At 62.8% G+C, this 26,194-nt stretch carries 27 protein-coding genes; 12 read left to right on the forward strand and 15 right to left on the reverse strand.

The window, feature by feature from the left end:
• Positions 1 to 55: 55 nt before the first annotated feature.
• From AAFO92_RS08365 to AAFO92_RS08385, 5 genes are read left to right on the forward strand one after another with little or no spacing between them, the layout of a single operon-like run.
• Positions 56 to 1,129 (forward strand): ABC transporter permease, encoded by a 1,074-nt coding sequence (locus tag AAFO92_RS08365; protein WP_347534260.1) that lies wholly within the window; start codon positions 56 to 58, stop codon positions 1,127 to 1,129.
• A 5-nt stretch (positions 1,130 to 1,134) separates the two neighbouring features.
• Positions 1,135 to 2,817, forward strand: a complete 1,683-nt coding sequence (locus AAFO92_RS08370) for a nitrate ABC transporter ATP-binding protein (protein WP_347534261.1) — start codon at positions 1,135 to 1,137, stop codon at positions 2,815 to 2,817.
• 4 nt (positions 2,818 to 2,821) lie between these two features.
• Positions 2,822 to 5,263, forward strand: a complete 2,442-nt coding sequence (gene nirB, locus AAFO92_RS08375) for a nitrite reductase large subunit NirB (protein WP_347534262.1) — start codon at positions 2,822 to 2,824, stop codon at positions 5,261 to 5,263.
• Positions 5,260 to 5,592, forward strand: coding sequence for a nitrite reductase small subunit NirD (gene nirD, locus AAFO92_RS08380; protein ID WP_347534263.1), 333 nt, complete (start codon positions 5,260 to 5,262; stop codon positions 5,590 to 5,592). Before nirB ends, nirD begins: the two co-directional genes overlap by 4 nt.
• On the forward strand, positions 5,592 to 8,222 hold the full coding sequence (locus tag AAFO92_RS08385; protein WP_347534264.1) for a molybdopterin-dependent oxidoreductase: 2,631 nt from the start codon (positions 5,592 to 5,594) through the stop codon (positions 8,220 to 8,222). Before nirD ends, AAFO92_RS08385 begins: the two co-directional genes overlap by 1 nt.
• 114 nt (positions 8,223 to 8,336) lie before the next feature.
• Here AAFO92_RS08385 and AAFO92_RS08390 read toward each other — a convergent pair whose 3' ends face one another.
• On the reverse strand, positions 8,337 to 8,963 hold the full coding sequence (locus AAFO92_RS08390; RefSeq protein WP_347534265.1) for a CDGSH iron-sulfur domain-containing protein: 627 nt from the start codon (positions 8,961 to 8,963) through the stop codon (positions 8,337 to 8,339).
• Between the two features lie 108 nt (positions 8,964 to 9,071).
• Positions 9,072 to 10,049 (reverse strand): prolyl aminopeptidase, encoded by a 978-nt coding sequence (gene pip / locus AAFO92_RS08395; RefSeq protein WP_347534266.1) that lies wholly within the window; start codon positions 10,047 to 10,049, stop codon positions 9,072 to 9,074.
• 49 nt (positions 10,050 to 10,098) lie between these two features.
• Between pip and ubiG the strand changes: the two genes are divergently transcribed.
• Positions 10,099 to 10,851: a bifunctional 2-polyprenyl-6-hydroxyphenol methylase/3-demethylubiquinol 3-O-methyltransferase UbiG gene (gene ubiG, locus AAFO92_RS08400; RefSeq protein WP_347534267.1), complete on the forward strand. Its 753-nt coding sequence runs from the start codon at positions 10,099 to 10,101 to the stop codon at positions 10,849 to 10,851.
• Here the strand turns inward: ubiG and AAFO92_RS08405 are convergent.
• Genes AAFO92_RS08405 through AAFO92_RS08420 form a run of 4 tightly spaced genes read right to left on the reverse strand, consistent with a single transcriptional unit; the run spans position 10,848 to position 13,154 of the window.
• Positions 10,848 to 11,294, reverse strand: coding sequence for a MarR family transcriptional regulator (locus tag AAFO92_RS08405; RefSeq protein WP_347534268.1), 447 nt, complete (start codon positions 11,292 to 11,294; stop codon positions 10,848 to 10,850). The two genes, ubiG and AAFO92_RS08405, sit on opposite strands and share 4 nt — an antisense overlap.
• A complete protein-coding gene (locus AAFO92_RS08410; RefSeq protein ID WP_347534269.1) occupies positions 11,295 to 12,134 on the reverse strand; it encodes a carbon-nitrogen hydrolase family protein in 840 nt (279 codons plus the stop codon).
• Positions 12,131 to 12,388, reverse strand: a complete 258-nt coding sequence (grxC, locus tag AAFO92_RS08415) for a glutaredoxin 3 (RefSeq protein WP_347534270.1) — start codon at positions 12,386 to 12,388, stop codon at positions 12,131 to 12,133. Before grxC ends, AAFO92_RS08410 begins: the two co-directional genes overlap by 4 nt.
• 37 nt (positions 12,389 to 12,425) lie before the next feature.
• On the reverse strand, positions 12,426 to 13,154 hold the full coding sequence (locus AAFO92_RS08420) for a ComF family protein (protein WP_347534271.1): 729 nt from the start codon (positions 13,152 to 13,154) through the stop codon (positions 12,426 to 12,428).
• 18 nt (positions 13,155 to 13,172) lie between these two features.
• On the opposite strand from AAFO92_RS08420, the gene AAFO92_RS08425 reads away from it, so the two are divergent.
• Both AAFO92_RS08425 and hemH read left to right on the forward strand, forming a co-directional pair.
• Positions 13,173 to 13,991 (forward strand): methyltransferase domain-containing protein, encoded by an 819-nt coding sequence (locus tag AAFO92_RS08425; RefSeq protein WP_347534272.1) that lies wholly within the window; start codon positions 13,173 to 13,175, stop codon positions 13,989 to 13,991.
• A 60-nt stretch (positions 13,992 to 14,051) separates the two neighbouring features.
• Positions 14,052 to 15,104: a ferrochelatase gene (hemH, locus tag AAFO92_RS08430; RefSeq protein ID WP_347534273.1), complete on the forward strand. Its 1,053-nt coding sequence runs from the start codon at positions 14,052 to 14,054 to the stop codon at positions 15,102 to 15,104.
• Between the two features lie 73 nt (positions 15,105 to 15,177).
• Here the strand turns inward: hemH and AAFO92_RS08435 are convergent, their stop codons facing one another.
• Together AAFO92_RS08435 and AAFO92_RS08440 are read right to left on the reverse strand one after the other, a co-directional pair.
• Complete coding sequence (locus AAFO92_RS08435; RefSeq protein ID WP_347534274.1) at positions 15,178 to 15,366, reverse strand: hypothetical protein; 189 nt, start codon at positions 15,364 to 15,366, stop codon at positions 15,178 to 15,180.
• Between the two features lie 143 nt (positions 15,367 to 15,509).
• Positions 15,510 to 16,109: a L,D-transpeptidase gene (locus AAFO92_RS08440; protein WP_347534275.1), complete on the reverse strand. Its 600-nt coding sequence runs from the start codon at positions 16,107 to 16,109 to the stop codon at positions 15,510 to 15,512.
• Positions 16,110 to 16,281: 172 nt separating this feature from the next.
• Between AAFO92_RS08440 and AAFO92_RS08445 the strand changes: the two genes are divergently transcribed.
• Positions 16,282 to 16,788 (forward strand): CAP domain-containing protein, encoded by a 507-nt coding sequence (locus AAFO92_RS08445; RefSeq protein WP_347534276.1) that lies wholly within the window; start codon positions 16,282 to 16,284, stop codon positions 16,786 to 16,788.
• Positions 16,789 to 16,792: 4 nt separating this feature from the next.
• Here AAFO92_RS08445 and AAFO92_RS08450 read toward each other — a convergent pair whose 3' ends face one another.
• The 5 genes from AAFO92_RS08450 to AAFO92_RS08470 form a co-directional block, all read right to left on the reverse strand.
• The gene (locus AAFO92_RS08450) at positions 16,793 to 17,290 is read right to left on the reverse strand and encodes a L,D-transpeptidase family protein (RefSeq protein ID WP_347534277.1); all 498 of its coding nucleotides are present in this window, start codon (positions 17,288 to 17,290) and stop codon (positions 16,793 to 16,795) included.
• Between the two features lie 79 nt (positions 17,291 to 17,369).
• Positions 17,370 to 18,593: a class I SAM-dependent RNA methyltransferase gene (locus AAFO92_RS08455; RefSeq protein WP_347534278.1), complete on the reverse strand. Its 1,224-nt coding sequence runs from the start codon at positions 18,591 to 18,593 to the stop codon at positions 17,370 to 17,372.
• Entirely contained in the window at positions 18,590 to 19,741 is a 1,152-nt protein-coding gene (locus AAFO92_RS08460) for a CCA tRNA nucleotidyltransferase (RefSeq protein ID WP_347534279.1), read from the reverse strand. The genes AAFO92_RS08455 and AAFO92_RS08460 overlap by 4 nt, the downstream gene beginning before the upstream one ends.
• A complete protein-coding gene (locus AAFO92_RS08465) occupies positions 19,738 to 20,313 on the reverse strand; it encodes a CoA pyrophosphatase (RefSeq protein ID WP_347534337.1) in 576 nt (191 codons plus the stop codon). The genes AAFO92_RS08460 and AAFO92_RS08465 overlap by 4 nt, the downstream gene beginning before the upstream one ends.
• A gap of 16 nt (positions 20,314 to 20,329) precedes the next feature.
• Positions 20,330 to 21,325 carry an Hsp33 family molecular chaperone HslO gene (locus AAFO92_RS08470; RefSeq protein ID WP_347534280.1) on the reverse strand — a complete coding sequence of 332 codons (996 nt, stop codon included), beginning with the start codon at positions 21,323 to 21,325 and terminating at the stop codon, positions 20,330 to 20,332.
• Positions 21,326 to 21,402: 77 nt separating this feature from the next.
• Here AAFO92_RS08470 and AAFO92_RS08475 point away from each other — a divergent pair, with 77 nt between their 5' ends.
• Positions 21,403 to 21,843 carry an NUDIX hydrolase gene (locus tag AAFO92_RS08475; protein ID WP_347534281.1) on the forward strand — a complete coding sequence of 147 codons (441 nt, stop codon included), beginning with the start codon at positions 21,403 to 21,405 and terminating at the stop codon, positions 21,841 to 21,843.
• On the opposite strand, the gene AAFO92_RS08480 is transcribed toward AAFO92_RS08475, so the two are convergent.
• Positions 21,818 to 23,095: a fused response regulator/phosphatase gene (locus tag AAFO92_RS08480; RefSeq protein WP_347534282.1), complete on the reverse strand. Its 1,278-nt coding sequence runs from the start codon at positions 23,093 to 23,095 to the stop codon at positions 21,818 to 21,820. The two genes, AAFO92_RS08475 and AAFO92_RS08480, sit on opposite strands and share 26 nt — an antisense overlap.
• A 151-nt stretch (positions 23,096 to 23,246) precedes the next feature.
• Here AAFO92_RS08480 and AAFO92_RS08485 point away from each other — a divergent pair, with 151 nt between their 5' ends.
• Positions 23,247 to 23,573, forward strand: coding sequence for an Hpt domain-containing protein (locus tag AAFO92_RS08485; RefSeq protein ID WP_347534283.1), 327 nt, complete (start codon positions 23,247 to 23,249; stop codon positions 23,571 to 23,573).
• On the opposite strand, the gene ilvA is transcribed toward AAFO92_RS08485, so the two are convergent.
• On the reverse strand, positions 23,570 to 24,808 hold the full coding sequence (gene ilvA, locus AAFO92_RS08490; RefSeq protein ID WP_347534284.1) for a threonine ammonia-lyase IlvA: 1,239 nt from the start codon (positions 24,806 to 24,808) through the stop codon (positions 23,570 to 23,572). The genes AAFO92_RS08485 and ilvA overlap by 4 nt on opposite strands.
• Positions 24,809 to 24,911: 103 nt before the next feature.
• Here ilvA and AAFO92_RS08495 point away from each other — a divergent pair, with 103 nt between their 5' ends.
• Positions 24,912 to 26,138, forward strand: coding sequence for an argininosuccinate synthase (locus AAFO92_RS08495; RefSeq protein ID WP_347534285.1), 1,227 nt, complete (start codon positions 24,912 to 24,914; stop codon positions 26,136 to 26,138).
• Positions 26,139 to 26,194 lie beyond the last annotated feature (56 nt).

Raw genomic sequence — 26,194 nt, forward strand, 5'->3', positions numbered from 1 at the left:
AACCCGCCCCCGGCCACGGAAAACCCCCGGTCACAGAAAACCAAGGAGCTTCGACATGACAACCGCCGACCCCGATTTCGCCCGGAGCGAAGCCAGGCAGGCCCGTCTTTTCGCCCGGATCAGCAAGGCCGACGCATGGTTCAAGGTGCTTGGCCTGGCCTGGATCACGCCCGTCCTGCGTATCGTCGCGGGCGATAATCCCCGCGCCCAGGTGAGAGAGATCTGGCGCCTGCTGGCGGTGCCGCTCATCGCGATCATGACCTTTCTGCTTCTGTGGGGCACGATGGCTCCCAAAATTCAGACCTCGCTGGGCGCGATCCCCGGCCCGGCACAGGTCTGGGAAGAGGCGCTTAACCTGCACGACGACGCGCGCGCCAAGGCGGCCAAGGAAACCGCCCATTATGAACGTGTCGAAAAGCGCAACCAGCGCATGATTGACCAGGGCAAGGCGGATCAGGTGAGGGACATCCCCTTTACCGGCGCGCCCAGCTATTACGATCAGATCTGGACCTCGATCCAGACCGTGTTCTTCGGCTTCCTGCTGGCCTCGCTTGTCGCCATCCCTCTGGGTATCGTCGCGGGCCTGTCGCCCACGGCAAATGCGGCCATCAACCCGCTGGTGCAGATATTCAAGCCCGTCTCGCCGCTCGCCTGGCTGCCGATCGTCACCATGGTGGTCTCGGCGCTTTACGTGACCAACGACGGACTTTTTGCCAAATCCTTCCTGGTTTCCGCAATTACCGTGACGCTTTGTTCGCTCTGGCCCACGCTGATCAATACCGCGCTTGGCGTCAGCTCCATCGACAAGGATCTCGTCAGCGTGTCGAAAGTGCTGAAGATGAGCACCTACGCCAAAATCACCAAACTGGTGCTGCCTTCCGCGCTTCCGCTTATCTTCACCGGCCTGCGCCTGTCACTGGGCGTCGGCTGGATGGTCCTGATCGCGGCCGAAATGCTGGCGCAGAACCCGGGGCTGGGCAAATTCGTCTGGGACGAGTTCCAGAACGGCTCCAGCCAGTCGCTGGCCAAGATCATCGTGGCGGTGCTGACCATTGGCATCATCGGTTTCCTGCTGGACCGGGTGATGTATGCGCTGCAGTCGCTGTTTACCTTCTCGAACAACCGGTGATCGGCATGAGCATCCTGACATTCGACAATGTGACAAAGGGTTTCGGCGAAGGGCCGGCACGCGAGGAAGTGCTGAGAGGCATCGACCTTGAGGTACAGGAAGGAGAGTTCCTGGCGATCCTCGGGTTTTCCGGCACCGGCAAGTCGACCCTGATGAACCTGATTGCCGGGCTTGAAAACCCGGACAGCGGTGCCGTGACCTTTCGCGGCGCGGCGATCAACGGGCCGGGCCCCGAACGCGCGCTGGTATTCCAGAGCTACTCGCTGATGCCGTGGCTGACGGTGAAGGGCAACATCATGCTTGCCGTCGACGCGGTCTTCCCAAAGCTCTCGCGTGCCGAAAAGGACGCGAAAGCCGATCACTATATCCAGATGGTGGGCCTTGACCATGCCGCAAACCGCCGCCCGGCAGAACTGTCCGGTGGAATGCGGCAACGGGTGTCGGTAGCGCGCGCCCTGGCGATGGACCCCGAGATGCTGTTGCTGGACGAGCCGCTCTCTGCCCTGGATGCGCTGACCCGCGCCAACCTTGCCGACGAGATCCTCGAGATCTGGGAGCGTGACCGCAAGACCTGTATCCTGATTACCAACGACGTGGACGAGGCGATCCTGATGGCCGACAGGATCGTGCCGCTGAACCCCGATGGCACCTTGGCCACACCGTTCAGCGTGAACATTCCGCGCCCGCGTGACCGGGGCGAAATGAACCATCACGAGGGCTTCAAGACGCTGCGGGCCGAGGTCACGAAACACCTGATGGATGTCGGTATCGAAGCCAAGGTCGAAGGCACCCGCCAGCTACCGGAGGTCACGCCGATCCACGGCCTGCCAACCGCCGTCCAACAGGCCCGGCAAGGTCTGATCGACGACCGTTTCCTGGACTTCTCGCAGCTTCACAAGATCTATCCGACCCCCAAGGGACCGCTGACGGTGGTCGAGGATTTCAATCTCAAGATCGACCGCGGCGAATTCATCTCGCTGATCGGGCATTCCGGCTGCGGTAAATCCACGGTGCTGACAATGGCGGCGGGACTGAACGAGATTTCCAAAGGCGCCATCAAGCTGGACGGGAGCCATGTGGAAGGGGCCGACCCGGAACGCGCCGTGGTCTTCCAGTCGCCCAACCTGTTTCCGTGGCTGACCGCGCGCGAGAACGTGGCGGTCGGCGTTGACAAGGTCTATCCGCGCGCCAGCCAGGCCGAACGGCAGGATGTCGTCGAATATTACCTGGAACGCGTGGGGCTGGCCGGGGCCATGGACCGCCCGGCACATGCCATGTCCAACGGCATGAAGCAGCGTGTCGGCATCGCCCGCGCCTTTGCGCTCAGCCCCAAGCTGCTGTTGCTCGATGAGCCCTTCGGCATGCTCGACAGCCTGACAAGATGGGAGCTGCAGGAGGTTCTGATGGAGGTCTGGAGCCGCACCAAAGTCACGGCGATCTGCGTCACCCATGACGTTGACGAGGCGCTTCTGCTGGCTGACCGCGTGGTGATGATGACCAACGGGCCGCAGGCCACGATCGGCAAGATCACCAAGGTCGACCTGCCCCGGCCCCGGACCCGCAAGGCGTTGCTGGCGCATCCCGAATACTACGCCTACCGGCAGGAAGTGCTCGATTTCCTGGAGGAATACGAACACGGCGCCAAACCGAAATCGCAACCGTCATCCAAAGCCATAGCAGCGGAGTGAACTGATGACACAGAAACTGGTAATCATTGGCGCAGGCATGGCATCCGGCCGGGTCATCGAACATCTGCTCGAGGCCGACCCGGACGCCTATCACATCACGCTTTTCAACGCAGAGACGCGCGGCAACTACAACCGCATCATGCTCAGCCCCGTCCTGTCGGGCGAAAAGAGCTATGATGACATCGTGACCCACAGCGATGACTGGTATGCCGAAAACGGCGTGACCTGCCGTTTTGGCGAACATGTCGTGTCCATCGACCGCGAGTCGAAGACCGTTACCGGCGAGAACGGCGATGTTCCCTACGACAAGTTAATCATCGCAACCGGATCGGCGCCCTTTGTCATTCCCGTCCCGGGCAAAGACCTGCCCAACGTCATCAGCTATCGCGATCTCGATGACACCAACGCGATGATCGACGCCGCCGCGCAGGGTGGCAGCGCGGTTGTGATCGGCGGCGGCCTTCTGGGCCTGGAAGCCGCGGCAGGTCTGAGCGAGCGCGGCATGACCGTCACCGTGCTGCACCTGATGGGCCACCTGATGGAACGCCAGCTGGACGAGGCGGCAGGCTATCTGCTGCGCAAGGATCTCGAAGAACGCGGGATCACCATCAAGACCCAGGCATCGACCAAAGCCATACTGGGCGAGGATAGAGCCGAGGCGGTATTGCTGGAAACGGGCGATGTCCTGCCCGCCGACCTGGTGGTCATGGCCGTGGGCATCCGCCCCGAAACGCGGCTTGCCAATGACGCCGGGCTTGACGTGGCCCGCGGCATCGAAGTGAACGCGCAGATGCAGAGCTCGGACCCGGACATTTACGCCGTGGGCGAATGCGTCGAGTTTGACGGGCACCTCTTCGGCCTTGTCGCGCCGCTCTACGAACAGGCCGGCGTCGTTGCCAGAAGCCTGCTGGGCGAGGCGGATGCCTTTGTGGTTCGGGAGCTGGCGACCAAGCTCAAGGTCACCGGCTGCGATCTGTTCAGCGCCGGTGATTTCGCCGAGGCCGACGGGCGGGAGGACATCGTGTTCCGGGATCCGTCGCGCGGCATCTACAAACGGCTGGTGATCGAACAGGACCGGCTGGTGGGCGCGGTCATGTATGGCGACACCACCGACGGCAACTGGTTCTTCGGGCTGATCAAGGATGGGACCGAGATCGACGAAATGCGCGACACGCTGATTTTCGGCCCCGCGTATCAGGGGGGTGCCTCAGCGGACCCTCTGTCAGCCGTTGCAGCATTACCGCCTGAGGCGGAAATCTGCGGCTGCAACGGCGTCTGCAAATCCAGTATCGTCGACGCCATCACCGGCGGCGCCACCGACCTCGGCGCGATCCGGGCCACGACCAAGGCCAGCGCCTCCTGCGGGACATGTACCGGGCTGGTCGAGCAATTGCTCGAAGTCACGCTGGGCGAGGACTACGCCGCGCCTGAATCGCAGCCGGTCTGCGGCTGCACGGATCTGGACCACGAAGACCTGCGCCGGTTGATCAAGTCGCAGGAGTTGAAAAGCCAGGCCGCGGTCTGGCAGGAACTGGGCTGGAAAACGCCCAATGGCTGTCATGTCTGCCGCCCGGCGGTGAATTTCTACCTGCTGGCGGACTGGCCGCTGGAATACCGCGACGACCCGCAGAGCCGTTTCGTCAATGAACGCAAGCACGCCAATATCCAGAAGGACGGCACCTTCAGCGTGGTACCCCGCATGTGGGGGGGGATCACCACCCCGGATGAGCTGCGTGCGATTGCCGATGCCGCCGACAAATACGACGTGCCCACGGTCAAGGTCACAGGCGGCCAGAGGATCGACCTGCTGGGCGTCAGGGGTGAAAACCTGCCGGCGATCTGGGCCGACCTGAACAAGGCCGGGCTGGTTTCCGGCCACGCCTATTCCAAGGGTCTCAGAACGGTGAAGACCTGCGTCGGCACCGATCATTGCCGGTTCGGCACACAGGACAGTACCGGCCTTGGCATCAAGCTTGAGAAAATCCTCTGGGGCAGCTGGACCCCGCACAAGGTCAAGCTTGGGGTATCGGGTTGTCCGCGAAACTGCGCCGAGGCGACCTGCAAGGATGTCGGCATCATCTGTGTCGACAGCGGCTACCAGGTCAGCGTCGCCGGGGCGGCGGGCATGGAGGTCAAGGAAACCGAACGCCTGGCCGATGCGGAAACCGAGCAGGAGGCCATCGACCTTACCATCGCTTTCATCCAACTCTATCGCGAGAACGCAAAATACCTGGATCGGCCGTACAAGTGGGTCGCCAAGGTCGGGCTCGACTGGGTCAAGTCGCGCGTGGTGGATGACCTGAACGAACGCCAGCGCCTGATCGACGCGTTCGAGCTGTCGCAGACAATCTACCGCAAGGATCCCTGGGCCGAGCACGCGACCGACCGGGAAACACGTGCGAATTACGCGCCTCTTGCCAATCTCGTGCTGGAGGCCGCGGAATGAGCTGGATCGACATCGGACATATCGACGACATTCCCCTGCGCGGTGCCCGGGTTGTGAAAACCCCGTCCGGCTGCGTCGGTCTTTTCCGCACCGATGAGGCCGAGGTCTTTGCCGCGTCGAACGCCTGCCCGCACAAGGGCGGCCCGCTATCGGAAGGCATCGTGCATGGCCAGAAAGTGACCTGTCCGCTGCACAACTGGGTGTTCGACCTGAATACCGGCAAGGCGCAGGGCAGCGACGACGGCCGCGTCGACACCTACCCGGTACGCCTTGAAAACGGCCGCATCCTGATCGACGGCCTGGCCATCGGCAAACGGTCGGCTGCGTGATGGACGGCGGCGGATTTCCCGAAACCCGCTCGACCTGCCCCTATTGCGGCGTGGGCTGCGGCGTGTTGCTGCGATCCGACGGCCAGGGCGGGCTGTCCGTGCGCGGCGATCCGGATCACCCGGCGAATTTCGGGCGCCTGTGCTCGAAAGGATCGGCGCTGGCCGAAACGGTCGGGGGGGATGGCCGCCTGCTGATGCCGCGCGTGCAGGGGAAGGATTGCAGCTGGGACCGCGCGCTTGACCTGGTCGCCGGCAGATTTCGCCAGACCGTGGCCGATCACGGCCCCGACAGCGTCGCCTTCTACGTGTCGGGCCAGCTGCTGACCGAGGATTACTACGTGGCCAACAAACTGATGAAAGGGTTCATCGGCTCGGCCAATATCGACACCAATTCGCGGCTCTGCATGGCCTCCACCGTGGCCGGTCACAAACGGGCATTCGGCACCGACACCGTGCCCGGCACCTACGAGGATCTGGAGCTTGCGGATCTGGTCGTGCTGGTCGGTTCGAACCTGGCCTGGTGCCATCCGGTTCTGTATCAGCGCCTGCTGGCGGCGCGCGAAACGCGCGGCACGAAAATCGTGGTCATCGACCCGCGCCGCACCGCAAGCTGCGACTGCGCTGACATGCACCTGGCACTGCGCCCCGGCAGTGATGTGGCGTTGTTCAACCGCCTGCTGGTATCGCTCTACGAAGGTGGCGCGCTTGACGCCAGTTACCTGACCCATGTCGAGGGGTTCAACGCGGCACTGGAGGCCGCCTTCGTGAGTGACGATTCCGTCACCGGCCTTTCCCAGGAAGAGATCGACGCTTTCTGCAAGCTCTGGATGCGCACAGAGAACGTCGTGACCGTGTTCAGCCAGGGGGTGAACCAGTCGACATCCGGTTCCGACAAGGTCAACGCCATCCTCAATTGCCACATCGCCTCCGGCCGTATCGGGCGCCCGGGCTGCGGTCCCTTCAGCGTCACCGGCCAGCCCAACGCGATGGGCGGGCGCGAGGTGGGCGGCCTGGCCAACTTGCTGGCCTGCCATCTCGACATCGAAAATGCCGACCACCGTGCGGCGGTGCGGGATTTCTGGGCCGCGCCCGCCATGCCGACCAGACCCGGGCTCAAGGCCGTGGACCTGTTCCGCGCTGTGGGTGATGGGCGGATCAAGGCGCTGTGGGTCATTCATACCAATCCGGCGGTGTCGATGCCCGAGGCCGACGCGGTACGCGACGCAATCCGGAATTGCCCCTTCACCGTGGTCAGCGACATCACCGCCGCCACCGATACGGCGCAGCTGGCAGACGTGTTGCTGCCCGCCGCCGCCTGGGCCGAGAAGGACGGCACAGTCACCAATTCCGACCGCACGATCAGCCGCCAACGCGCGGTGCTCCCTGCGCCCGGGCAGGCGCGGCCCGATTGGGCCATTCTGGCGGAAACCGGACGACGAATGGGATGGCAGACCGCCTTCGATTACCAGAACCCTGCCGAGATTTTCCGGGAATACGCGGCACTGTCGGGTCTTGCCGGGGGATTCGGGCGCGATTTCGACATCTCGGGCCTCTCGGACCTGAGCGATCACGCCTATTCGATCCTTGCGCCAACGCGCTGGCCGGTCAGCGCGGCACGCACTGGCGGACGATTCTTTGCCGATGGCAGGTTCTATCACGAAAATGGCAAGGCCAGGATGCTGCCCGTCGTCCACCGCCCGCCCGCAGCACCGATCTCGCCGCGCTATCCGTTCCGTCTGAATACCGGGCGCATTCGCGACCAGTGGCACACGATGACCCGGACCGCGCGGTCGCCGCGCCTGTCGGCGCACATGGCCGAGCCCTTTCTGGACATCCACCCGCAGGACGCTGACCGGCTGGGCGTTCACCCGGCGCATCTGCTGCGCGTGCAGAGCCCGACCGGACAGGCGATCCTGCGCGCGCGCATCACCACGGATGTGCATCCCGGCGAGGTCTTTGCGCCGATGCACTGGACCGCCCAGACCGCGCCCACCGCCCGGATCGACACGCTGGTTGCTGCGGCAACCGACCCGGTATCGGGGCAGCCCGAAAGCAAGGCCAGCGTGGTCGCCGTAGAACCGGTTCACGCGGCCTGGTACGGCTTTGCGGTGTCCGACGGCCCGTTGTCGCCCGAGGCCGATTACTGGGCGGTCGCCCGCACTGGAACCGGCTATCGCGCCGAGCTCGCCGGCCTGTCCGCGGTCACGGACTGGGCAGCGGCGGCACGCAGGATGTTCAGGCTACCGGAGGCAAACATGCAGATGTTTAGCGATTCGGCCCGCGGCCTCACCCGTCTGGCCCTGCAAGAAAACGGCAAGTTGCGCGCCGCGCTTTTCATCGCCCCCGAACCCGTCGCCGTGATGCGTGACCACCTGACCACACTGCCCGGCACCGCGAACGAAGAGGCCCTGACCGGCCTTGCCCCGGCGGATCGGCCTGATCCCGGGCCCGTCCTGTGCGCCTGTTTCAATGTCGGGGTGAAGACCATCCTGCAGGCCATCGAATCCGACCGTCTGACAAGCGTCGATCAGATCGGCGAGGCGTTGGAGGCAGGCACGAATTGCGGTTCCTGCCGGCCGGAGATCGCAGCGCTGATCGCGCGCGCCTGTCCCCGCGAAGCCGCCCAGTGACCCCAGGGGCGCAGCGCCCCGGTGACGACTATCCGATGTCCTGCAAGGGACCGTATGCGCCCCCACCGCGGCTTGGCGCGGCATCCTCTGGACAGGCGCCAAGAAGCCGGCCGCTCAGTCGTCCTGCCATCCCGCGTCCCGATGTGTCCCATCGCAATAGGGTTTGTTGCCTGACAGCCCGCAGCGGCAGAGCACGTATTTCTTCGAGGACATCCCCTCGCCCTGCAGGCCAACCGGCGGTTTGACATTCTGCACCCAGTAGGGACCGTTCTTCTCGACGGTGATGTCGCAGCGTTCAGACAGGCGGTGTTCGCGCGCGCCGTCATTGCGTTTCAGCGCCAGCGCGCCGGACGGGCAGGCGGCGATCACCGCTTCGACCTCGGCCACGGTTCCCCTGTCGGGCTGCACCCAGGGCTTTTGCTCGGGGTTGAAGATATGGCCTGCAAGGCGGCCGCATTCGGCGGCATGGGAACAGATCATCGGGTTATAGGTCACCGTCACCTCGGCGCCCTCATAGCTCAGCAATTTGTCTGGGCCTGCGGGTGTCCCACCCCGGCTTTCAAACCCCGCCTCCTTGTGGCTGCCATCGCAAAACGGCTTGTTCCGGGAATGGCCGCAACGGCAGAGCGCCATCACCTGCTTGATCTCGATCTCCGCACCGTCGGCGCCCACCATCCGGCGGATACCCCGGGCCATCAGCGGGCCATTTTCACGCTCTTCGATTCTCGGTTCGTCGCTCATCTCTCGCCTCCCTGATTCTGTTGCGAAGTGTAGCTTGAACCCCCAAGCGCGCCAAAAACTGCATGAGAGTCTCACACCCCGGCGAAAGCTGCCGATCCGACCGCGGGGTCAGCGCGCCCGAGCCAGCCGGTCCATCACCCCCACAAGCTCGGCGCTGATTCCGGGCTCGGACAGCGCGTGACCGGCCACCGGGATCATCCGCAGATCGGCGTTCGGGCCCCATGCCTTCGCCAAGCGGTAGGCTGTGTGCGGCGGGCAGATCATGTCGAATCGGCCCTGCACGATCGTGGCCGGAATATGTGCGATCCGGTCAATCTGATCCAGGATCTGCCCGTCATAGTCCAGAAAACCCGCATGGGTGAAATAGTGATTCTCCAGCCGCGCAAAGGCGCGTGCGTAATCCGCCGGGCTGTCGCCGCCCGCGCCGCTGGAATGCACGGTCGCCACCGCGTTCTCCCACGCTGACCAGGCCTTGGCATAGGTCGTCTCAACCGCCCGATCACCGGAAAACAGCCGTTTGTGATACGCGGCAATCATATCGCCGCGCTCCTGCTCGGGAATGGGTTCCTGGAACCTGTCCCACGTCTCCGGCCAGAACTTGCCCGCCGCCCCGCCATAGAACCAGTCGAGCTCGGACCGAGTCATCATGAAAACACCGCGCAGGACAAGCTGGCTGACCCGGTCGGGATGCGCCTGCGCATAAATCAGCGCCAGCGTCGCCCCCCAGCTGCCGCCAAAGACGATCCAGCTGTCGATGCCAAAGCTTTCCCGGATCCGTTCGATATCGGCGACCAAGTGCCAGGTTGTGTTCGCCTCGACGCTGGCATGGGGTTTGGACCGGCCGCAACCGCGCTGATCGAACAGCACGATGCGAAAAACCTTGGGGTCGAAATAGCGCCGCATCGCCGGGCTGCACCCGCCACCGGGGCCGCCATGCAGCACGACGACGGGCTTGCCGCGGGGATTGCCCGATTGTTCGACGTATATCTTGTGCCCGTCGCCCACATCCATCATTTGCCGGTCAAATGGCTCGACCGGCGGGTAGAGATACTGGACTGCGCTCTTTTGGCCTGAGAATTTGTCCATGATCGTCCTATATACTGGGCAACACCATCAAGAGCATATGGAGAGCAGAATGCAAGCCGCTCAGACAACGATTGATCCCGCCGAGGTCGCCAAATTCGAGGCGATGGCCGCAGAATGGTGGGATCCGAACGGCAAATTCAAGCCGCTGCACATGCTCAACCCGTGCCGGCTGGACTATATCACCAGCCAGATCGCGGCAGAGTTTGACCGCGATCTGGCCGCGCCCAGCCCCTTTCAGGGCTTGCGTATCCTGGACATCGGCTGCGGCGGCGGATTGCTGAGCGAACCGATGGCGCGGCTGGGCGCAGAGGTTGTCGGCGCCGATGCGGCCGAAGGGAACCTGCCCGTGGCCCGGATCCATGCGGAACAATCCGGCCTGACGATTGATTATCGTCACACCACCGCCGAGGCGATGGCCGAAGCAGGAGAGCAGTTCGATGCGGTGCTGAACATGGAAGTGGTCGAACATGTGGCCGATCCGCAGGCCTATCTGCTGGCCTGCCGGCAATTGCTGCGTCCGGGCGGGCTGCACCTGTGTTCGACCATCAACCGCAATGCAAAAAGCTTTGCGATGGCCATCGTGGGCGCGGAATACGTGATGCGCTGGCTGCCCAAAGGCACCCATGACTGGCACAAGTTCATCACCCCGGATGAACTCTATGAGCTGCTCAGTAATGCCGGGCTGGAGCCGGTGGACCGCAAGGGTTTCGTTTTCAACCCGGTCCTGTGGTCCTGGTCCCTGTCGCCGCGCGATCTGAGCGTCAATTACGTGACCGCCAGCCTCAGACCCGAAACCGCCTAATCCTTGGCTTCCAGCCGACCGCGCAATTCACGCATCACCGGCAGCGTGGCACGCACCTTGTCCTCGCCCAACTCGGCCACCACGTCGGAAATCATCGGCGTGATCGCGTTGATCGCGGCTTCGCGCGCCTTGCGGCCCGCGGGGCTGATCGCGACCATCTTGCGCCGGGCGTCATCCCAATCGGGGCGGATATGCACATAACCGGCCAGTTCCAGCTTGTGCAGCGTATTGGTCATCGCGCCGCGGGTGACGTGAAAGCTCTTGGCAAGCTGCGCCGGGCTGCGCTCGGCATTGAGCCGCGCCAGGTGGTTCAGAACCGAAAAATGCGACACTTCCATGCCCTTTGGCAGCACGCGGCTCAGTTGGCTGCGGATCAGTTGATCGTTGGTCAGGATTTCACTGAACAACGTCACCGCCAGAGAGTTCTTGTTATCGCCAGTCATTCAGGGGCCACCAAATTCGGTTCCATGCGTCAGGGAGGGGATGCGCTGACGTGCTTTTGCCACCTGAGCCGGGTCAAGATCAACGGTTTTGACGCCCGGCGGCCCACCTGCGTCTGTCAGGACCGTCCCCCACGGGTCGACGGCAAGGGAGTGCCCAAAAGTTGTGCGCGGCTTGCCAGTCTGCGATGAATGCGTGCCGGTCTGCGCAGGGGCAAGGATGTAGCAGCCGTTTTCGATCGCGCGGGCGCGCAACAGCGCCTCCCAATGGGCCGCGCCGGTGACGGGAGAAAAGGCGGATGGCACCGAGATCACATCCGCGCCGGCCCCGGCCAATTGCCGGTAGAGATGCGGAAACCGGATGTCATAGCAGATTGTCATCCCCAGGCTCAGGCGGTCAAGCCCTGTCAGAACCGCCCGTGTACCCGGCCTGTAGCCCGCCGATTCGCGATAGGTCTCGGTCTCCGAGACCTGAACATCGAACATATGTATCTTGTCATAGCGCGCCTTGACGCGACCCTCGGGCGTTATCAGAAACGACCGGTTCACAAACCTGCCGTCGGGATCGCCGGATTTCAGCGCCAGCGATCCGATCAGCAGCCAGATGCCCAACTGCGCGGCCTGTTCGCGCAACGCGGCAAGGGTGATGTCCTGATCCTCGGGCTGCAGCACCTCGGATTGATGTGACCGGCTGGTCGAGATGCAGTTCGTCACCTCGGGCGTCAGTACGAATCGGGCACCCTGCCCGGCGGCCTCGCCAATGAGGGCCTGCGTGACCGGCAGGTTATCCGCCGGGCTGTCGCTGCTGTTGAGCTGAACAAGTGCCGCCTTGATCCCGGTCATGCGGCCAATAGCGCATCCAGCTTGCCGGCCCGCTCCAGCGCATAAAGATCGTCGCAGCCACCGACATGCACGCCGTCGACGAAAATCTGCGGCACGGTGCGGCTGCCGTTGGCGCGCTGGATCATCTCGGGTTTGCGCGATGGATCGGACCAGACGTTTATCTCGGAAAAATTGACGCCCTTGTCCTTCAACAGACGTTTCGCGGCGTGGCAAAATCCGCACATGGGCGAGGTATAGATTTCAACTGGTTTCATCGCGTGTCATTTCCTGTAGGCGTTGCTGCTGCGGAATTTAGGTGTCCTTGGCCGCGCGCGCTAGGGTCAGAATTGACACATCTTTGGCACCGGATGCTAGACAGGCCTGCGTGGCCGCCGCCAGGGTGGCGCCCGAAGTCATCACGTCATCCACCAGCAACACGGATCTGCCGGCCAATCTGTGCTTGCGCCTGGGATGTACCTTGATCGCCTCCGACAGCATGGCAAACCTCTCCTCCCGCCCCAATCCCTCAAGCGAACGGGTCCGGCCTGGACGGATCAGCAGATCGGGGCAATGGGACAGGCCGGTTTCGGCAGCAACGCCCCTGGCCAGCAAAGCCGACTGATTGAACCGCCGTTTCAGCAGCCGTGTCCAGTGCAGCGGGACAGGGGCAATCAGCATCCCGGGGGTCAGCAGCGGTTTCGCCGCCCGCGCCATCCAGGCCGCCGCCGGGCGCACGACGTCCTGGCGATCGCCGTGTTTCAACGCCAGCACCAGCTTGCGCCCGTTGTCCTTGTAGAGCAGGGCCGAACGGCCCCTTTGCCACGGTCGCGCGATTTTCAGGCAATCGTCGCAGATTTCGGATGTGCCGGTATCCTCACCGGGCAGCGGCACGCCACACAGATCGCAACACAGGCCCGAAATGAACGGCGTATCCCGCCAGCACGGTCCGCACAGTCCGAAATCGCTGTCGACAGTGCCGCTGCAGATTGTGCAGCGCGGCGGATAGATCAGGTGTAAGGCCGTTTGAAACCGCGCTGCCATCGCCCTATTGTCCCCGCCATGAATATGCTGACCGACCGCACGGCCCTGACCCGCAACCGCCACCGCGCGCTCCGAACCGGGAATCCGGCCCTGTTCCTGCACGAAGCGGCCCGTGATGAGATCAAGGATCGCCTGCTACTGGTTAACAAAACCTTTAGCGATACCGCCGTGGTCAGCGGGTTCCCGGCGTTCTGGAAGGCTGCCTTTCCGCAGGCCCGGTGCGTACCCGATGACGAGACCCTGGCGCTGGAGCCGCAATCCCATGACCTTGCCCTTCACGCGCTGTGCCTGCATTGGGCCAATGACCCGGTGGGACAGATGATCCAGATCCGCCGGGCGCTTAGGCCGGACGGCCTGTTCCTGGGCGTACTCTTTGGCGGTGAAACCCTGCATGAATTGCGCGCTTCGCTGGCGCAGGCGGAATCGGACCTGTTTGGCGGCCTGTCCCCCCGCGTGGCGCCGATGGCCGAGATTCGCGACCTGGGTGCGCTGCTGCAACGCGCCGGTTTTGCCTTGCCGGTGGCTGACAGCCTGCCGATGACCGTCACCTATGCCTCGCCCCGACACCTGATGCGTGACCTGCGCGCCATGGGCGAAGGCAACGCATTGGCAGGCCGGCAAAAACGCGGTGCCCGGCGGCAGCTGATCGACCGCGCCGAAGACATCTACCGCAACAGGTTCGGAACTGCCGACGGGCGGATCACGGCCACATTCGAGCTGATCTTCCTGACCGGCTGGGCGCCGGATGCCAGCCAGCCGCAACCGCTGCGCCCGGGCTCGGCCTCGGCAAGGCTGGCCGATGCCCTCGGGGCCACGGAAACGCCGCTAAAAGATTGACCTTGTCGCGTTGGCAGCTATGTCGGTGTCCAAATCCGCGAGAAAGAGGGACTGATCATAATGTCTGACGCACGTCGCCCGGAAAACGCCCCCGGCGATCACCCCAATGTCAGCCCCGCCAAGACTGGCATCCTGCTGGCCAATCTGGGTACGCCGGATAACACCGACTACTGGTCGATGCGGCGCTATCTGAACGAATTCCTGTCGGACCGGCGGGTGATCGACTATCCGCGATGGAAATGGCAACCGCTATTGCAGCTGATCATCCTCACGAAACGCCCCTTCAGCAGCGGGGCCGCGTATAAATCCATCTGGAACGAGGAAAAAGGCGAAAGCCCGTTGATGACGATCACCCGCGATCAGACCGAAAAGCTGGCCGATGTGATGCGAGACCGCCATGGCGATCAGGTGATGGTCGATTTCTGTATGCGTTACGGCAACCCGTCAACCAGGTCCAAGGTACGCCGGATGGTTGATGCGGGCTGCACCCGCATTCTGTTCTTTCCGCTCTACCCGCATTACGCCGGTGCGACATCGGCCACCGCGAACGACCAGTTCTTTCGCGCGTTGATGGAAGAAACCTGGCAGCCGACGGCCCGCGTGGTGGAGCCCTATTTCGAGAATCCGCTTTTTATCGACGCGCTGACAGACTCCGTCGAACAGGCCTATGCCAATATCGCCGCGCGGCCTGACATGCTGGTGGTGTCCTATCACGGGATGCCGATACGCTACCTGCGGCAGGGCGATCCGTATCATTGCCAGTGCCAGAAAACGACCCGGCTGCTCAGGGAAAGGCTGGGATGGGACAGCACGCAGATCACCACGACTTTCCAATCGGTTTTCGGCCCCGAAGAGTGGCTGAAGCCCTATACCGTGGATGAGGTTGCACGACTGGCCCGCGATGAAGGAAAAAAGAAGATCGCCGTCATAGCGCCGGCGTTTTCAGCGGATTGCATCGAGACGCTGGAAGAGATCAACGAAGAGATCCGCGAAAGCTTTGAACAGGCCGGCGGTGAGGAATTTACCTATATTCCCTGCCTCAATGATGGCGACGCGCATATTCAGGCGCTGGCAGCCATAATCGATGACAATCTGAAAGGTTGGATCGGCTGACGCGATTCTGCCGCCCGGAACAAGAAAGCAGCGGCGAACCGCTGCTTTGCCAGGATTTCAATGTGCTCGACGATTAGTCGTGCGCAACAACTGCAGCCACGATGGCAATCAGAAGCAGCGGAACCCAGATGCCGACGGCCGAGGAGCTGGCGGCTGTTTCTTCAACAACAACAGGGGCTTCCATGACGGGTTCTTCCATCGAACCGGCAAATGCGGTCGATGCGGCGGCGGCAAATGCTGCTGCAAGTGCGAGTTTCTTCATAATATCCTCCAGATATCCGTCCGACATCACGAAATTGCGAAGTCGGTAACAGGAAAGTTACCTCGTGACGGCCTCTAAACAGCAGAATCAGCTGCTTGCAAAGCAATCTCGCGCACAATCTGGCAGATATGCTTCAATTTTCGTCAAATTAGCAACACTTGGGTGCCCACTTTCGATTTGGCGAAGAGCTGGGCAATATGTTCATTGTAGAGCCCGATACACCCGTTCGAGGACCGGCGACCGATCTTGCGGGTATCGTGTGTGCCGTGGATCCGGTAGTAGGTCCAGCTGAGGTAAAGAGCGTGCGTTCCCAGCGGGTTGTCGGGGCCAGGGCCGACAAATGCCGGCCAGTCCGGGTTCCGCTTCAACATCGACGGTGTCGGGCGCCAGCTTGGGCCTTCGACCTTGCGCACAACTTTCGTGCGGCCGCGCCGGGTCAGTTCTTCGGACAACGGAACGCTGGACGGGTAGAGTGCATACTGCCCGTTCTCCTCCCAGAAATGTAAGGCGCGTGAGGAAATATCGACAAGGATCGCCCCGCTTCTCAGGTTCGAGAAATAAGGCTGCCAATCCAACGCCCGGAAGCTTGAAATATTGCGGCGCACGGTTTCGGTGATGTCCTTTTCCATCTCGACGGTACCAACCCCGTCGACGGTCTGGGCAAGCACCGGTGCCCCGAGGACCGAAGCCGTACCGGCGATGAATGCGCGTCTGTTCAGGTCTTTTCTGGATTTGGTGGACATGTCAGAACTCCTGATAATTGCATCCACACTCTAGCCGCGGACGATATGATGTGAAAGCCTCAGTCACAAACCAAACATTCGCAAACAGGCAAACTTACGCGAACTGGGTTTGAATCACGGCGCGGCTCGGGATATGGCTGTCCAACGAAATCAATCTGGTGGCTTTGGAATCATGTCGCGAATACTTGTTTTGCTGTTGTCCTCACTGGTACTTCTAGCGGCCTGTGCCACGCCACCGCAGACCGGGTCAGACGGCAAGCCGCTGCCGCGTGTCTACAAAATCCGTGCGGGCGATACCGCCAAGATCCAGTTTCGCATGCTCGATTCCGTCAACTCCCTGCGGCAGGCTGCCGGGGCTTCCCCGGTACAGCTGAACGCAAAGCTGAACGCCGCCGCCGCCACCCATTCCCGCGATATGTCGGTCCAGAACCGGCCCTGGCATTTTGGATCGGACGGATCGTCGCCGATCGACCGCGTCGCCCGTGTCGGCTATCCGGGGCAGCTTGTTGGCGAAAACATTTCCGAGACGTTCGAGACTGAGCTTGAAACGCTTTCTGCCTGGATGGACAAGCCCAACACCCGTCAGGTCATTCTAGCCCCCGATGCCAGAGACATGGGATTCTCTTGGCTTCAGGAAAATAACGGCAAGATCTGGTGGACGCTGGTGATGGGAAAATAGCCCGTCACGGCCGAAGCGTGATCAATGTCCCGTCTTTGACCATTGCATAGATCTCTTCCATCTCCTTGTTGGTGACGGAGATGCAGCCGGCGGTCCAGTCAGGCCCGTTGCCTGATTTCTTGTTCGGCCGGCCGTGGATGAAAATATCGCCACCCGGACTCTTGCCTGCCGCCCTGGCCAGCGCAAAATCACGCGCATTCGGATAGGAGATACCGATCGACAGGTGGAAATCGCTGTTGGGGTTGCGGCGGTCGATCCGATAGGTGCCCTCGGGTGTCCTGCCATCGCCTTCGAACTGTTTGTGCCCCTCCGGCGCGAACCCCAGCTCGATGTCGTAGGATTCAAGCACCTTGTCGTGGTGTAACAGGTACATCCTGCGATCTGCCTTCTGGACGATGATCTGCGTCACCTCGGGGCCGTTATACGTCCTGAATTTCGAGCTGCTGCACGCCGATAGGCCCGCAACAAGCACGACAAGTGCCAGATATCTCACGATCCGCATTCTTACACCTGTTATTTTATTACTGCTCAAACCCTTTCTAAGCGGGAAACCCCTCCGGCGGATAGACCTAATGCGACGATCACTCGGTTTTGATCGTGAATTCTGCGACAAGTTCGACATGCGTGGACCACCGGAACTGGTCCACCACGCGCACCGGGCCCAGCGTGTACCCGCCGGCAACCAGCGCGGCCGCGTCGCGCGCGAAACTTGCCGGATTGCAGGACACATAGGCGATCCGGGGGATGCCAGACCGGCACAGCTCGGCCACCTGAGCCTGCGCCCCGGCGCGCGGCGGATCGATCACCGCGGCATCGAAAGGCGCCAGTTCATCTTGCATCAGCGGACGCCGAAACAGGTCACGCACCTCGTGGGTGACGGCCTTCAGCCCCTGCGTCTTGCGCCACCCGTCGTCCAGCGCGCCAATCATTGCCGCGTCTCCCTCTACCGCGTGGATTTCGGCGCGCGCGGCCAGCGGCAGGGCAAAGGTGCCGCACCCGGCGAACAGGTCAACGATCCGCTTTGCGCCCTCGGTAATGCCGGCGACCTCGGACAGCAATGCCGCCTGACCTTCGGACGTGGCCTGCAGGAAAGACCCCGGCGGGGGCACCCCACGGGCCGGGCCGAACTGCTGTTCCGGTGCCCGGCGGGTCACGATCACCTCATCGTCCCAGGCCAGCCGCGCCAGATCGTGACGCTCGGCGAGGTGGGCCAGCGCAATCCGCAGCGTTCCGTCCAGCGGCTTGCCGTCGCTGACCGCCAGGTCTAACCCGCCAAGACTGAGCGTTGCCGCCACCGATATGCCGTTCTTGCGGCTGGCCCCGGCAACCGCAAGCGCCTGCGCCACCGGCAGCGCCGCCATCAGATCCGGGTGCAGCAGCTGACAGCCGGGAATTTCCACCACCACGTCCGAGGCTTTGGCATGAAATCCAGCCAAGGCGCCCTTTTTCGTGCGTCGTGCGGCAAAGGTCGCACGGCGACGGCTGCAGGGCGGCGAGGTGCTGACCGGCAGAAACTGCGCCTCAAGCCCATGCGCCGCCAGCGCCGTTGCCACGACTTCGGTTTTCCACCCGGCGACAAAGCCGTCAGATGCGTGCTGCAGCTGACACCCCCCGCATGACCGGAAATGCCGACACGGGGCGGCGACGCGATCAGGTGACGGGGTCTCGATCTTCACATTGTTCAGTCGATTGCCATCCAGATCACCTTTCACGACTTCGCCGGGCAGGGTCATCGGTACAAAGATCGGCCCATCGGCGATCCCGTCGCCCTGGTGACCCAGCCGGTTGATCGTATAGCGCGTCATCGGTTCAGCAATGCGTCTCTTGTCAGCACAAAACCCGAATCGATCCACCGCTGCTCGAGCAATCTCAGACGCGCGCCCAGCGCCGGACCGGAATATTCCTGCATCAGATCGCTGGCCGCGATCGGAAAGGTGACCCCGGCGCCCTGATCAATGTCCTTCAGGTGCCGTTCCGAAATGGGCTGCCCGGACATCGCCGCGCGCAGCAAGACAATGTCTCGTGCCGCATCGGCGCCAAAACGATACCCCAGCTCTGCCGGCGTTCGGGCCAAGGCGATTTCGGACCGCAGCAAGTCAAGCTGGCGGGCCTGTGCCTTGCTCAAACGCAGCAGCTCCTTCGGGTCTCCACCGCCAAGGCAGGCCAGACGCCGCAGCGGATCAGGCCCGGTATCGGTGTGCGATTCCAGGTAGACAAGCGGCGCCAGCAGCCGATCATCGGCGCCCGGCAAGACCACCGTCATCACGCCGGCCGCGCGCATTGCGGCCACGGACGGGGCCGGGTCAGGCGCTGCCAGCAGCTTGATGATCTCGGCGCCGACGCGTTCGCGCGACAACCCCTTCAGCCCGTCCAGATGGGCGGCCACGGCGGCCAGGCCGTCAGAATCAAGACCCCCCGCCGGATCGCCATACCAGGCATGGAACCGGAAGAATCGCAGGATGCGCAGGTAATCCTCGCGGATGCGCTGCCCGGCATCGTCGATGAACCGCACGCGCCGGGCCTTCAGATCCCCAAGACCATCCAGCGGGTCAAGCACCGCGCCATCGGCCGTGGCGTAAAGCGCATTCATGGTGAAATCACGGCGGCGCGCGTCTTCGGCCACTTCTGTCGAAAAGGCGACCGTGGCATGGCGGCCATGGGTTTCGACATCCTTGCGGAAGGTTGTGATCTCGTGCGGAAGACCATGCGCCACCACGGTGATCGTGCCATGCTCCACCCCCGTCGGCACCGGTTTGAACCCCGCCTTTCCGGCCAGCTCAATCACGGTTTCGGGCCGGGCGTCGGTCGCGATGTCGATATCGCCCACGGGTTCGTGCAACAGGTCATTGCGTACGCAACCGCCGACGAACAATGCCTGATGCCCGGCCTCCGTCAGCATCGCGCAGACAGCTTGCGAGGCGGGCCTGTTGATCCAGCTGCCCGAGATTTTCATGCCGGTTCCGCCGCATCGGCCATCGACCGAAGAATACGCGCCGTCGCGCCCCAGATGTAATAGGGACCGAAAGGTACGGTGAAATAATGACGCCGCGACCCCCGCCAGCGACGCGACTGGATCAGATAGTTTGCCGGCGTCATCACGTGATCCAGCGGCACCGAAAAAACCTCCTCGACCTCGCCCGCCTCGGCACGTGGCGTAAAGGGCGCAAGCACCCGTGCCACCACCGGCGTCACGGTAAAGCCGGTCACGGTTTCATGCGGCGGCATCTGGCCCAGCACCTCCACATTCGCCGGGTCCAGCCCGATCTCTTCGGATGCCTCGCGCAGGGCGGCGGCGATAATGTCCGCGTCGCCCTCATCCTGCTTGCCGCCCGGAAAGGCGATCTGTCCGGGATGGTGCTTCAGCGCCGATGACCGTTTCGTCAGATAAAGCCGCGCCTGCGAACCCCGGCAGAGGATCGGCACCAGAACACCTGCCGGGCGCAGCTTGCGCCCCGGCGGCAGGACAACATCCGGGTTCAGGTCAAAATCGGACGATGCGGCCCTGGGATTCGACAGCGCCGCCATCACCGGCAGCAGGGGATCAGGCGCTGTCACCGGGGTCGCTTTCGGCCTCGAATCCCAAGGTCTTGGGATCCAGCGTGTAATGCGCGCCGCAGAACTGGCAATCGGCGGTCACCGTGCCCTCGGGCGTCGTCATCTTCTCGATGTCGCGCGCCGAGTAGATCGACAGGCTGCTGCGCACCCGCTCTTCGGTGCAGGTACAGCCGAACCGCACCGGCTGGGTATCGAACACCCGCGGCGTTTCCTCGTGAAACAGGCGCACCAGCAGATCCGTGGGCGCCACCGACGGGCCGATCAGTTCAAGATCATCGACCGTGTCCAATAGCGTGTTGACCCGGTTCCAGTTTTCCAGGTCGTCGCCATCCACGATGTCGCGGGCCTCCAGCAGGCCACCCTCGCCGGACCCGCCGCCCTGCGCGTGGGGGGATGCCTTGGGCATATGTTGCAGCATCACGCCACCGGCGCGCCAATGCTCTTCGCCGCCGGCCTCGGTCGATTTGCCGAAGCTCAGCGAAAACCGGGTGGGCAACTGCTCGGACTGGGCGAAATAGGCCTCGGCACAATCCTTGAGCCCGCTGCCCGCAATCGGCGTGATCCCCTGATAGGGTTCGGTATCCTTGCCCTGGTCGATCAGCACGGCGAAATAGCCCTCGCCCACCTGGTCAAAGGGCGCGCCTTCCGTCAGGCGATCCCGGTCAAAGCTGGCATAGGCCCGGATGCGGGCGCTGCCGCCCGGCTTGTCGGGGCCGTAGTAATCCGTGGCGATCATCCGCACGGGTCCCTTCGACTGAACCTGCAACGAAAGTTTCCAGCGCAGCTTGATCGTCTGACCGATCAGCGCGGTCAGCAGGGCCATCTCGGCTACCAGCGCCTCGACCACGGGCGGGTAGTCATGCTGCTTGAGGATGCCGTCCAACACGCCGTCCAGCCGCGCCACGCGTCCGCGAATATCCGATTGGTCCAGCTGGAACGGCAGGATCGTATCGTCCCAGGCGATTTTCTGTCCAAGTGTCATGGGGGTTTCCTTGTGCGCCGGTTATTGGCATATCGCGTCTATATAGGCAGGGCAAGACGGGGTCCAAGAGGCAAAAAATGCGACGTTTCGGTGAGATCCCCATTCTGACGCGGCGCTACACGATGCGTCCCGGCGTCTACGCCATTCTCGAACGCAACAACGCGCTGCTATTGACCCACCAGGCCGAGCCCGAGCCGGAAGTGCAGCTGCCCGGCGGGGGTGTGGACCCTGGCGAGCATCCGATACGGGCGCTCCATCGCGAGGTGATGGAAGAGACCGGCTGGGCCATTGCCAACCCGCGGCGGCTTGGCGCCTATCGCCGGTTCACCTACATGCCGGAATATGATCTCTGGGCGGAAAAGATCTGCACGATCTACCTTGCCCGGCCGGCGCGCCGGCTTGGTCCACCGACCGAGGACGGGCATACGACCCTCTGGGCCGATCCCGGGGTTGCGGCGGATGCGCTGGTAAATGCCGGCGATCGGCATTTCGTCAAAGCGTTGTGGCGGCTTGCCTGAATTCCAGCAGAACGGCCGAGACATCATCGGTGAAATCCTGATCCCCGGCAAAGTTCGACAATTTCCAGATGATCGATTCCAGGCAGGCGGTTCCGCGGGTCTGGCGCAGCTCGGCCAGCATGGCGGCGAAGCCATCATCGCCCAGCAGGTTGCCGGCGTCATCGGCGCATTCGACCACCCCGTCCGAGCAGATCATCAGCCTGTCACCCGGGCCCATCGACACATCGAACTGGTCATATTCCGCGCCGTCAATCAGGCCCACCGGCAGACCGCCCCGGCCCAGAACCTCGACCGCGCCACTGGCCCGCTGCACCACCGGGTGCGGGTGCCCGGCCTGTGCCATGCTCACCCGTCCGGTTTCCAGGTCGACATCGGCTAGAACCATGGTGAAGTAGAGTTCAGTCTCTATTTCGCTGAGAAACAGCTGGTTGAGGATCTTGATCGTCTCGGCGGGAGGGCGCGGAACGAAGTCCCCCGACGCGTTTCTTTCCAGCGCCACGTTCTGTTCCGGCGACGCGGACGAGAGATATCCCGCCAGCCGCGCGGTCATGAGCGCCGAGCTGATACCGTGGCCCGATACGTCAATGCCGTAAATTCCGATGCGCGTGGGATTGACGACGAACATCCCCACCAGATCACCGCCGACATGGCCGCAGGATTGCAGCAGCATCGACACTTCGGCCGGCCCGAAATCGCGATACCGGTCACTGACCAGCGATTGCTGAAGCTTCTTGGCTTCGATCAGGTCATTCTCGAGCGAATCATAGACCGCCTGCAATTCGTCCAGCGTGGAGGTGATCAGCCGGTTCTTTTCCGTCAGCTCCCGCTCCATCCTGAGAATGCGCTCCCCGGCGGAAATCCGCGCCCGCAGCTCTGCCGCATTGACGGGCTTTGTCAGGAAATCATCCGCGCCCGCATCCAGCCCGTGGGCAATCGCGTCTTTCTCGCTCTTCGAGGTCAGCAGGATGAAATACCCGTAGGTATCGCGCGCCATCTGTCTGAATTCACGGCAGAATTCCGGGCCCGTCATGCCGGGCATCATCCAGTCGCTCATCACCAGATCGGGCGGCGCCTCGCGGCAGATTTCCAGCGCTTCGGCTGCGGATTCGGCCTCGCGCACATCAAAGCCCCAGCGTTTCAGCGACGCCGAGAGGATGCGCCTTTGCAGGCGGCTGTCATCCACGACCAGCACCTGCCGGATCGCATTTGCTGCCTCTGCCGCATGATCAGTTGATGTCGCCGTTAAAGTCACCTGCACCGTCCTAGCCTGAACACGCGCAATCTGGCGCCTGCCGCTTAATAGCGAATGAATGCTAAAATTGGCCCGAGTTTCTGCGCCTGACAGCGTAGTTTGTTAACGTTTTCACGTCAGGCTCGCCGCGCGTTTAACGGGGAAACCAGATATGATCGACTGGGACAGAGTGAACGAACTGCGCGACGAAATCGGTGCCGATGACTTCGCCGAAGTGGTCGAGATCTTCCTGGAAGAGGTCGAGGAAGAGATGGCCAAGCTGGGGGTAGATGCCGATCAGCAGAGCCTGGAATCGACCCTGCATTTCCTCAAAGGCAGCGCGCTGAACCTGGGTTTCACGCATTTTTCCGAGCTGTGCCAGGCCAGTGAATTGGCCGCACGGGCGAATACTCCGGTGGACACCGATGCCCTGAAGGCCGCCTATGCGGCGTCCAAAGCCGAATTTCTCGCATCCCTTGATAAACCGGACGCGGCCTAGATCAGGAACTGTGCCAGCACATCGTCATTGGTGATGTCACGATACGTAAACCCCGCAGCGACAAGCTTGCGTTCCAGCACCAGAAAATTGTCGGCCCTGTTGGTTTCGATCCCGATCAGGACCGAGCCGAAGTTTCGTGCCGATTTCTTGAGGTATTCGAACCGCGCGATGTCATCCTCGGGCCCGAGCATCGTCAGGAATTCCTTCAGCGCACCGGGCCGCTGCGGCAGCCGCAGAATAAAGTACTTCTTGACGCCGATATACCGTTGCGCCCGTTCCTTGACCTCTGGCAGCCTCTCGAAATCGAAATTGCCACCCGAGGTGACACAGACCACCGTCTTGCCCGCGATCTCCTCCGCCACATCGCTGAGCGCGTCGACTGCCAGCGCGCCTGCGGGCTCCAGCACCACGCCTTCGACATTGAGCATCTCCAGCATGGTGGTGCACAGCCGGTCCTCGGGCACGGTGACCGCATCGCTTGGATCAAGATCGGCGAGCCGCGCAAAAGTCCTTTCGCCGATCCGCGCCACCGCGGCGCCATCGGCGAAATTGTCGATCTGGCCCAGGGTCACGGGCGCGCCCGCCGCCAGCGCCGCGTTCAGACAGGCACCGCCCGCCGGTTCAACCAGTGTATAGCCCATCTTGGCGCCGAAGAAGCTGCGGATCCCGGCGGACAGCCCGCCACCGCCCACCGGCATGATGATCCGGTCGGGCAGCCCTTCCATCTGCTGCATGATTTCGACCGCGACCGAGGCCTGACCTTCGATCACGTCCTCATCGTCGAACGGCGACAGGAAATGACCCCCGGTTTGGTCACAATAGGATTGTGCTGCGGCCAGCGTGTCATCGAAATAATCCCCGGTCAGCCTGACCTCGATCGACGAGCCGCCAAATTTCTCGGTCTGTCCGATTTTCTGCTGAGGTGTCGTGACCGGCATGAAGATCGTGCCCTGAACGCCGAAATGCCGGCACATGAAGGCAACGCCCTGCGCGTGATTGCCCGCACTGGCACACACGAACCGGCTGGTGTCCGGGGCCGCCGCCAGAACCTTGCGCATGGCATTGAACGCCCCGCGCAGCTTGTATGACCGCACGGGCGTCAGGTCTTCGCGCTTGAGCAGAATGTCCGCGCCGAACCTGTCAGACAGATGATCGTTCCGCTGCAACGGCGTCTCCGCGAATACTTCGCGCATCGCCGCCTCGGCCTCGCGGGCCCGGTCCTGAAAACTCTTCATCCGCTGATCTGTGACGCAGCCGGGGCAGTCATGCAAGCCCCGACCTTGCCCCGCGCCGCAAAACCCGATAAGCGCCGGGCAAATCTGACATGAGGGAAACGAGATGTCCGCGCCCAAGAAAGTTGTGCTGGCCTATTCCGGCGGCCTTGATACGTCGATCATTCTGAAATGGCTGCAGTCCGAATATGGCTGCGAGGTGGTGACCTTTACCGCCGACCTGGGCCAGGGCGAAGAGCTGGAACCCGCGCGCAAGAAGGCCGAGTTGCTGGGCATCGCGCCTGAGAACATCTTTATCGAAGATGTCCGCGAAGAATTCGTGCGCGATTTCGTCTTTCCGATGTTCCGCGCCAATGCGGTTTACGAAGGTCTCTACCTGCTGGGTACCTCGATCGCCCGGCCGCTTATTTCCAAGCGCCTGGTCGAAATCGCGGCCGAGACCGGCGCCGATGCGGTAGCCCACGGTGCCACCGGCAAGGGCAATGACCAGGTGCGGTTCGAGCTGGCGGCCTATGCCCTGAACCCCGAGATCAAGGTGATCGCGCCCTGGCGCGAGTGGGATCTGACCAGCCGCACCAAGCTGATCGACTTTGCCGAGAAGAACCAGATTCCGATCGCCAAGGACAAGCGCGGCGAGGCACCGTTCTCGGTCGATGCCAACCTGCTGCACACTTCCTCAGAGGGCAAGGTTCTGGAAGATCCGGCCGAGGCCGCGCCGGACTATGTCTATCAGCGCACCGTACACCCCGAGGATGCCCCGAACGACGCCGAATTCATCGAGATCGGCTTTGAAAAAGGCGACGCGGTCAGCATCAATGGCGAGGCGATGAGCCCCGCGACCCTCCTGACCAGGCTGAACGAATATGGCGGCAGGCACGGGATCGGGCGGCTGGATCTGGTCGAGGGGCGGTTCGTGGGCATGAAATCCCGCGGTATCTACGAAACCCCGGGCGGTACCATCCTGCTGGAGGCCCATCGCGGCATCGAATCGATCACCATGGATCGCGGCGCGATGCACCTGAAGGATCAGCTGATGCCGCAATATGCCGAGCTGATCTATAACGGGTTCTGGTACAGCCCCGAACGCCGGATGCTGCAGGCCGCGATCGACGCCTCGCAGGATCACGTCACCGGGACCGTGCGGGTGAAGCTTTACAAGGGATCGGTTCGCACGGTTGGCCGCTGGTCCGATCACTCGCTCTATTCCGAGGCGCATGTGACCTTCGAGGAGGATGCCGGCGCCTACGATCAGAAGGACGCGGCCGGTTTCATCCAGCTCAACGCGCTCAGGCTGAAGCTTCTTGCCGCGCGGGACAGGCGGCTGAAAGGCTAACGGCCCCAGCCCTGTGTGGATTGAACCCGAACTCCGGTCTTGGCGCAGGCGCCGGG

This window comes from Roseovarius sp. CAU 1744 (assembly GCF_039839345.1).
Classification (GTDB): domain Bacteria; phylum Pseudomonadota; class Alphaproteobacteria; order Rhodobacterales; family Rhodobacteraceae; genus Roseovarius.

Coding starts and splice junctions, on each gene's coding strand:
- AAFO92_RS08365 (WP_347534260.1), top strand. CDS start 56: ATGACAACCGCCGACCCCGATTTCGCCCGGAGCGAAGCCAGGCAGGCC.
- AAFO92_RS08370 (WP_347534261.1), top strand. CDS start 1,135: ATGAGCATCCTGACATTCGACAATGTGACAAAGGGTTTCGGCGAAGGG.
- nirB (WP_347534262.1), top strand. CDS start 2,822: ATGACACAGAAACTGGTAATCATTGGCGCAGGCATGGCATCCGGCCGG.
- nirD (WP_347534263.1), top strand. CDS start 5,260: ATGAGCTGGATCGACATCGGACATATCGACGACATTCCCCTGCGCGGT.
- AAFO92_RS08385 (WP_347534264.1), top strand. CDS start 5,592: ATGGACGGCGGCGGATTTCCCGAAACCCGCTCGACCTGCCCCTATTGC.
- AAFO92_RS08390 (WP_347534265.1), bottom strand. CDS start 8,963: ATGAGCGACGAACCGAGAATCGAAGAGCGTGAAAATGGCCCGCTGATG.
- pip (WP_347534266.1), bottom strand. CDS start 10,049: ATGGACAAATTCTCAGGCCAAAAGAGCGCAGTCCAGTATCTCTACCCG.
- ubiG (WP_347534267.1), top strand. CDS start 10,099: ATGCAAGCCGCTCAGACAACGATTGATCCCGCCGAGGTCGCCAAATTC.
- AAFO92_RS08405 (WP_347534268.1), bottom strand. CDS start 11,294: ATGACTGGCGATAACAAGAACTCTCTGGCGGTGACGTTGTTCAGTGAA.
- AAFO92_RS08410 (WP_347534269.1), bottom strand. CDS start 12,134: ATGACCGGGATCAAGGCGGCACTTGTTCAGCTCAACAGCAGCGACAGC.
- grxC (WP_347534270.1), bottom strand. CDS start 12,388: ATGAAACCAGTTGAAATCTATACCTCGCCCATGTGCGGATTTTGCCAC.
- AAFO92_RS08420 (WP_347534271.1), bottom strand. CDS start 13,154: ATGGCAGCGCGGTTTCAAACGGCCTTACACCTGATCTATCCGCCGCGC.
- AAFO92_RS08425 (WP_347534272.1), top strand. CDS start 13,173: ATGAATATGCTGACCGACCGCACGGCCCTGACCCGCAACCGCCACCGC.
- hemH (WP_347534273.1), top strand. CDS start 14,052: ATGTCTGACGCACGTCGCCCGGAAAACGCCCCCGGCGATCACCCCAAT.
- AAFO92_RS08435 (WP_347534274.1), bottom strand. CDS start 15,366: ATGAAGAAACTCGCACTTGCAGCAGCATTTGCCGCCGCCGCATCGACC.
- AAFO92_RS08440 (WP_347534275.1), bottom strand. CDS start 16,109: ATGTCCACCAAATCCAGAAAAGACCTGAACAGACGCGCATTCATCGCC.
- AAFO92_RS08445 (WP_347534276.1), top strand. CDS start 16,282: ATGTCGCGAATACTTGTTTTGCTGTTGTCCTCACTGGTACTTCTAGCG.
- AAFO92_RS08450 (WP_347534277.1), bottom strand. CDS start 17,290: ATGCGGATCGTGAGATATCTGGCACTTGTCGTGCTTGTTGCGGGCCTA.
- AAFO92_RS08455 (WP_347534278.1), bottom strand. CDS start 18,593: ATGACGCGCTATACGATCAACCGGCTGGGTCACCAGGGCGACGGGATC.
- AAFO92_RS08460 (WP_347534279.1), bottom strand. CDS start 19,741: ATGAAAATCTCGGGCAGCTGGATCAACAGGCCCGCCTCGCAAGCTGTC.
- AAFO92_RS08465 (WP_347534337.1), bottom strand. CDS start 20,313: ATGGCGGCGCTGTCGAATCCCAGGGCCGCATCGTCCGATTTTGACCTG.
- AAFO92_RS08470 (WP_347534280.1), bottom strand. CDS start 21,325: ATGACACTTGGACAGAAAATCGCCTGGGACGATACGATCCTGCCGTTC.
- AAFO92_RS08475 (WP_347534281.1), top strand. CDS start 21,403: ATGCGACGTTTCGGTGAGATCCCCATTCTGACGCGGCGCTACACGATG.
- AAFO92_RS08485 (WP_347534283.1), top strand. CDS start 23,247: ATGATCGACTGGGACAGAGTGAACGAACTGCGCGACGAAATCGGTGCC.
- ilvA (WP_347534284.1), bottom strand. CDS start 24,808: ATGAAGAGTTTTCAGGACCGGGCCCGCGAGGCCGAGGCGGCGATGCGC.
- AAFO92_RS08495 (WP_347534285.1), top strand. CDS start 24,912: ATGTCCGCGCCCAAGAAAGTTGTGCTGGCCTATTCCGGCGGCCTTGAT.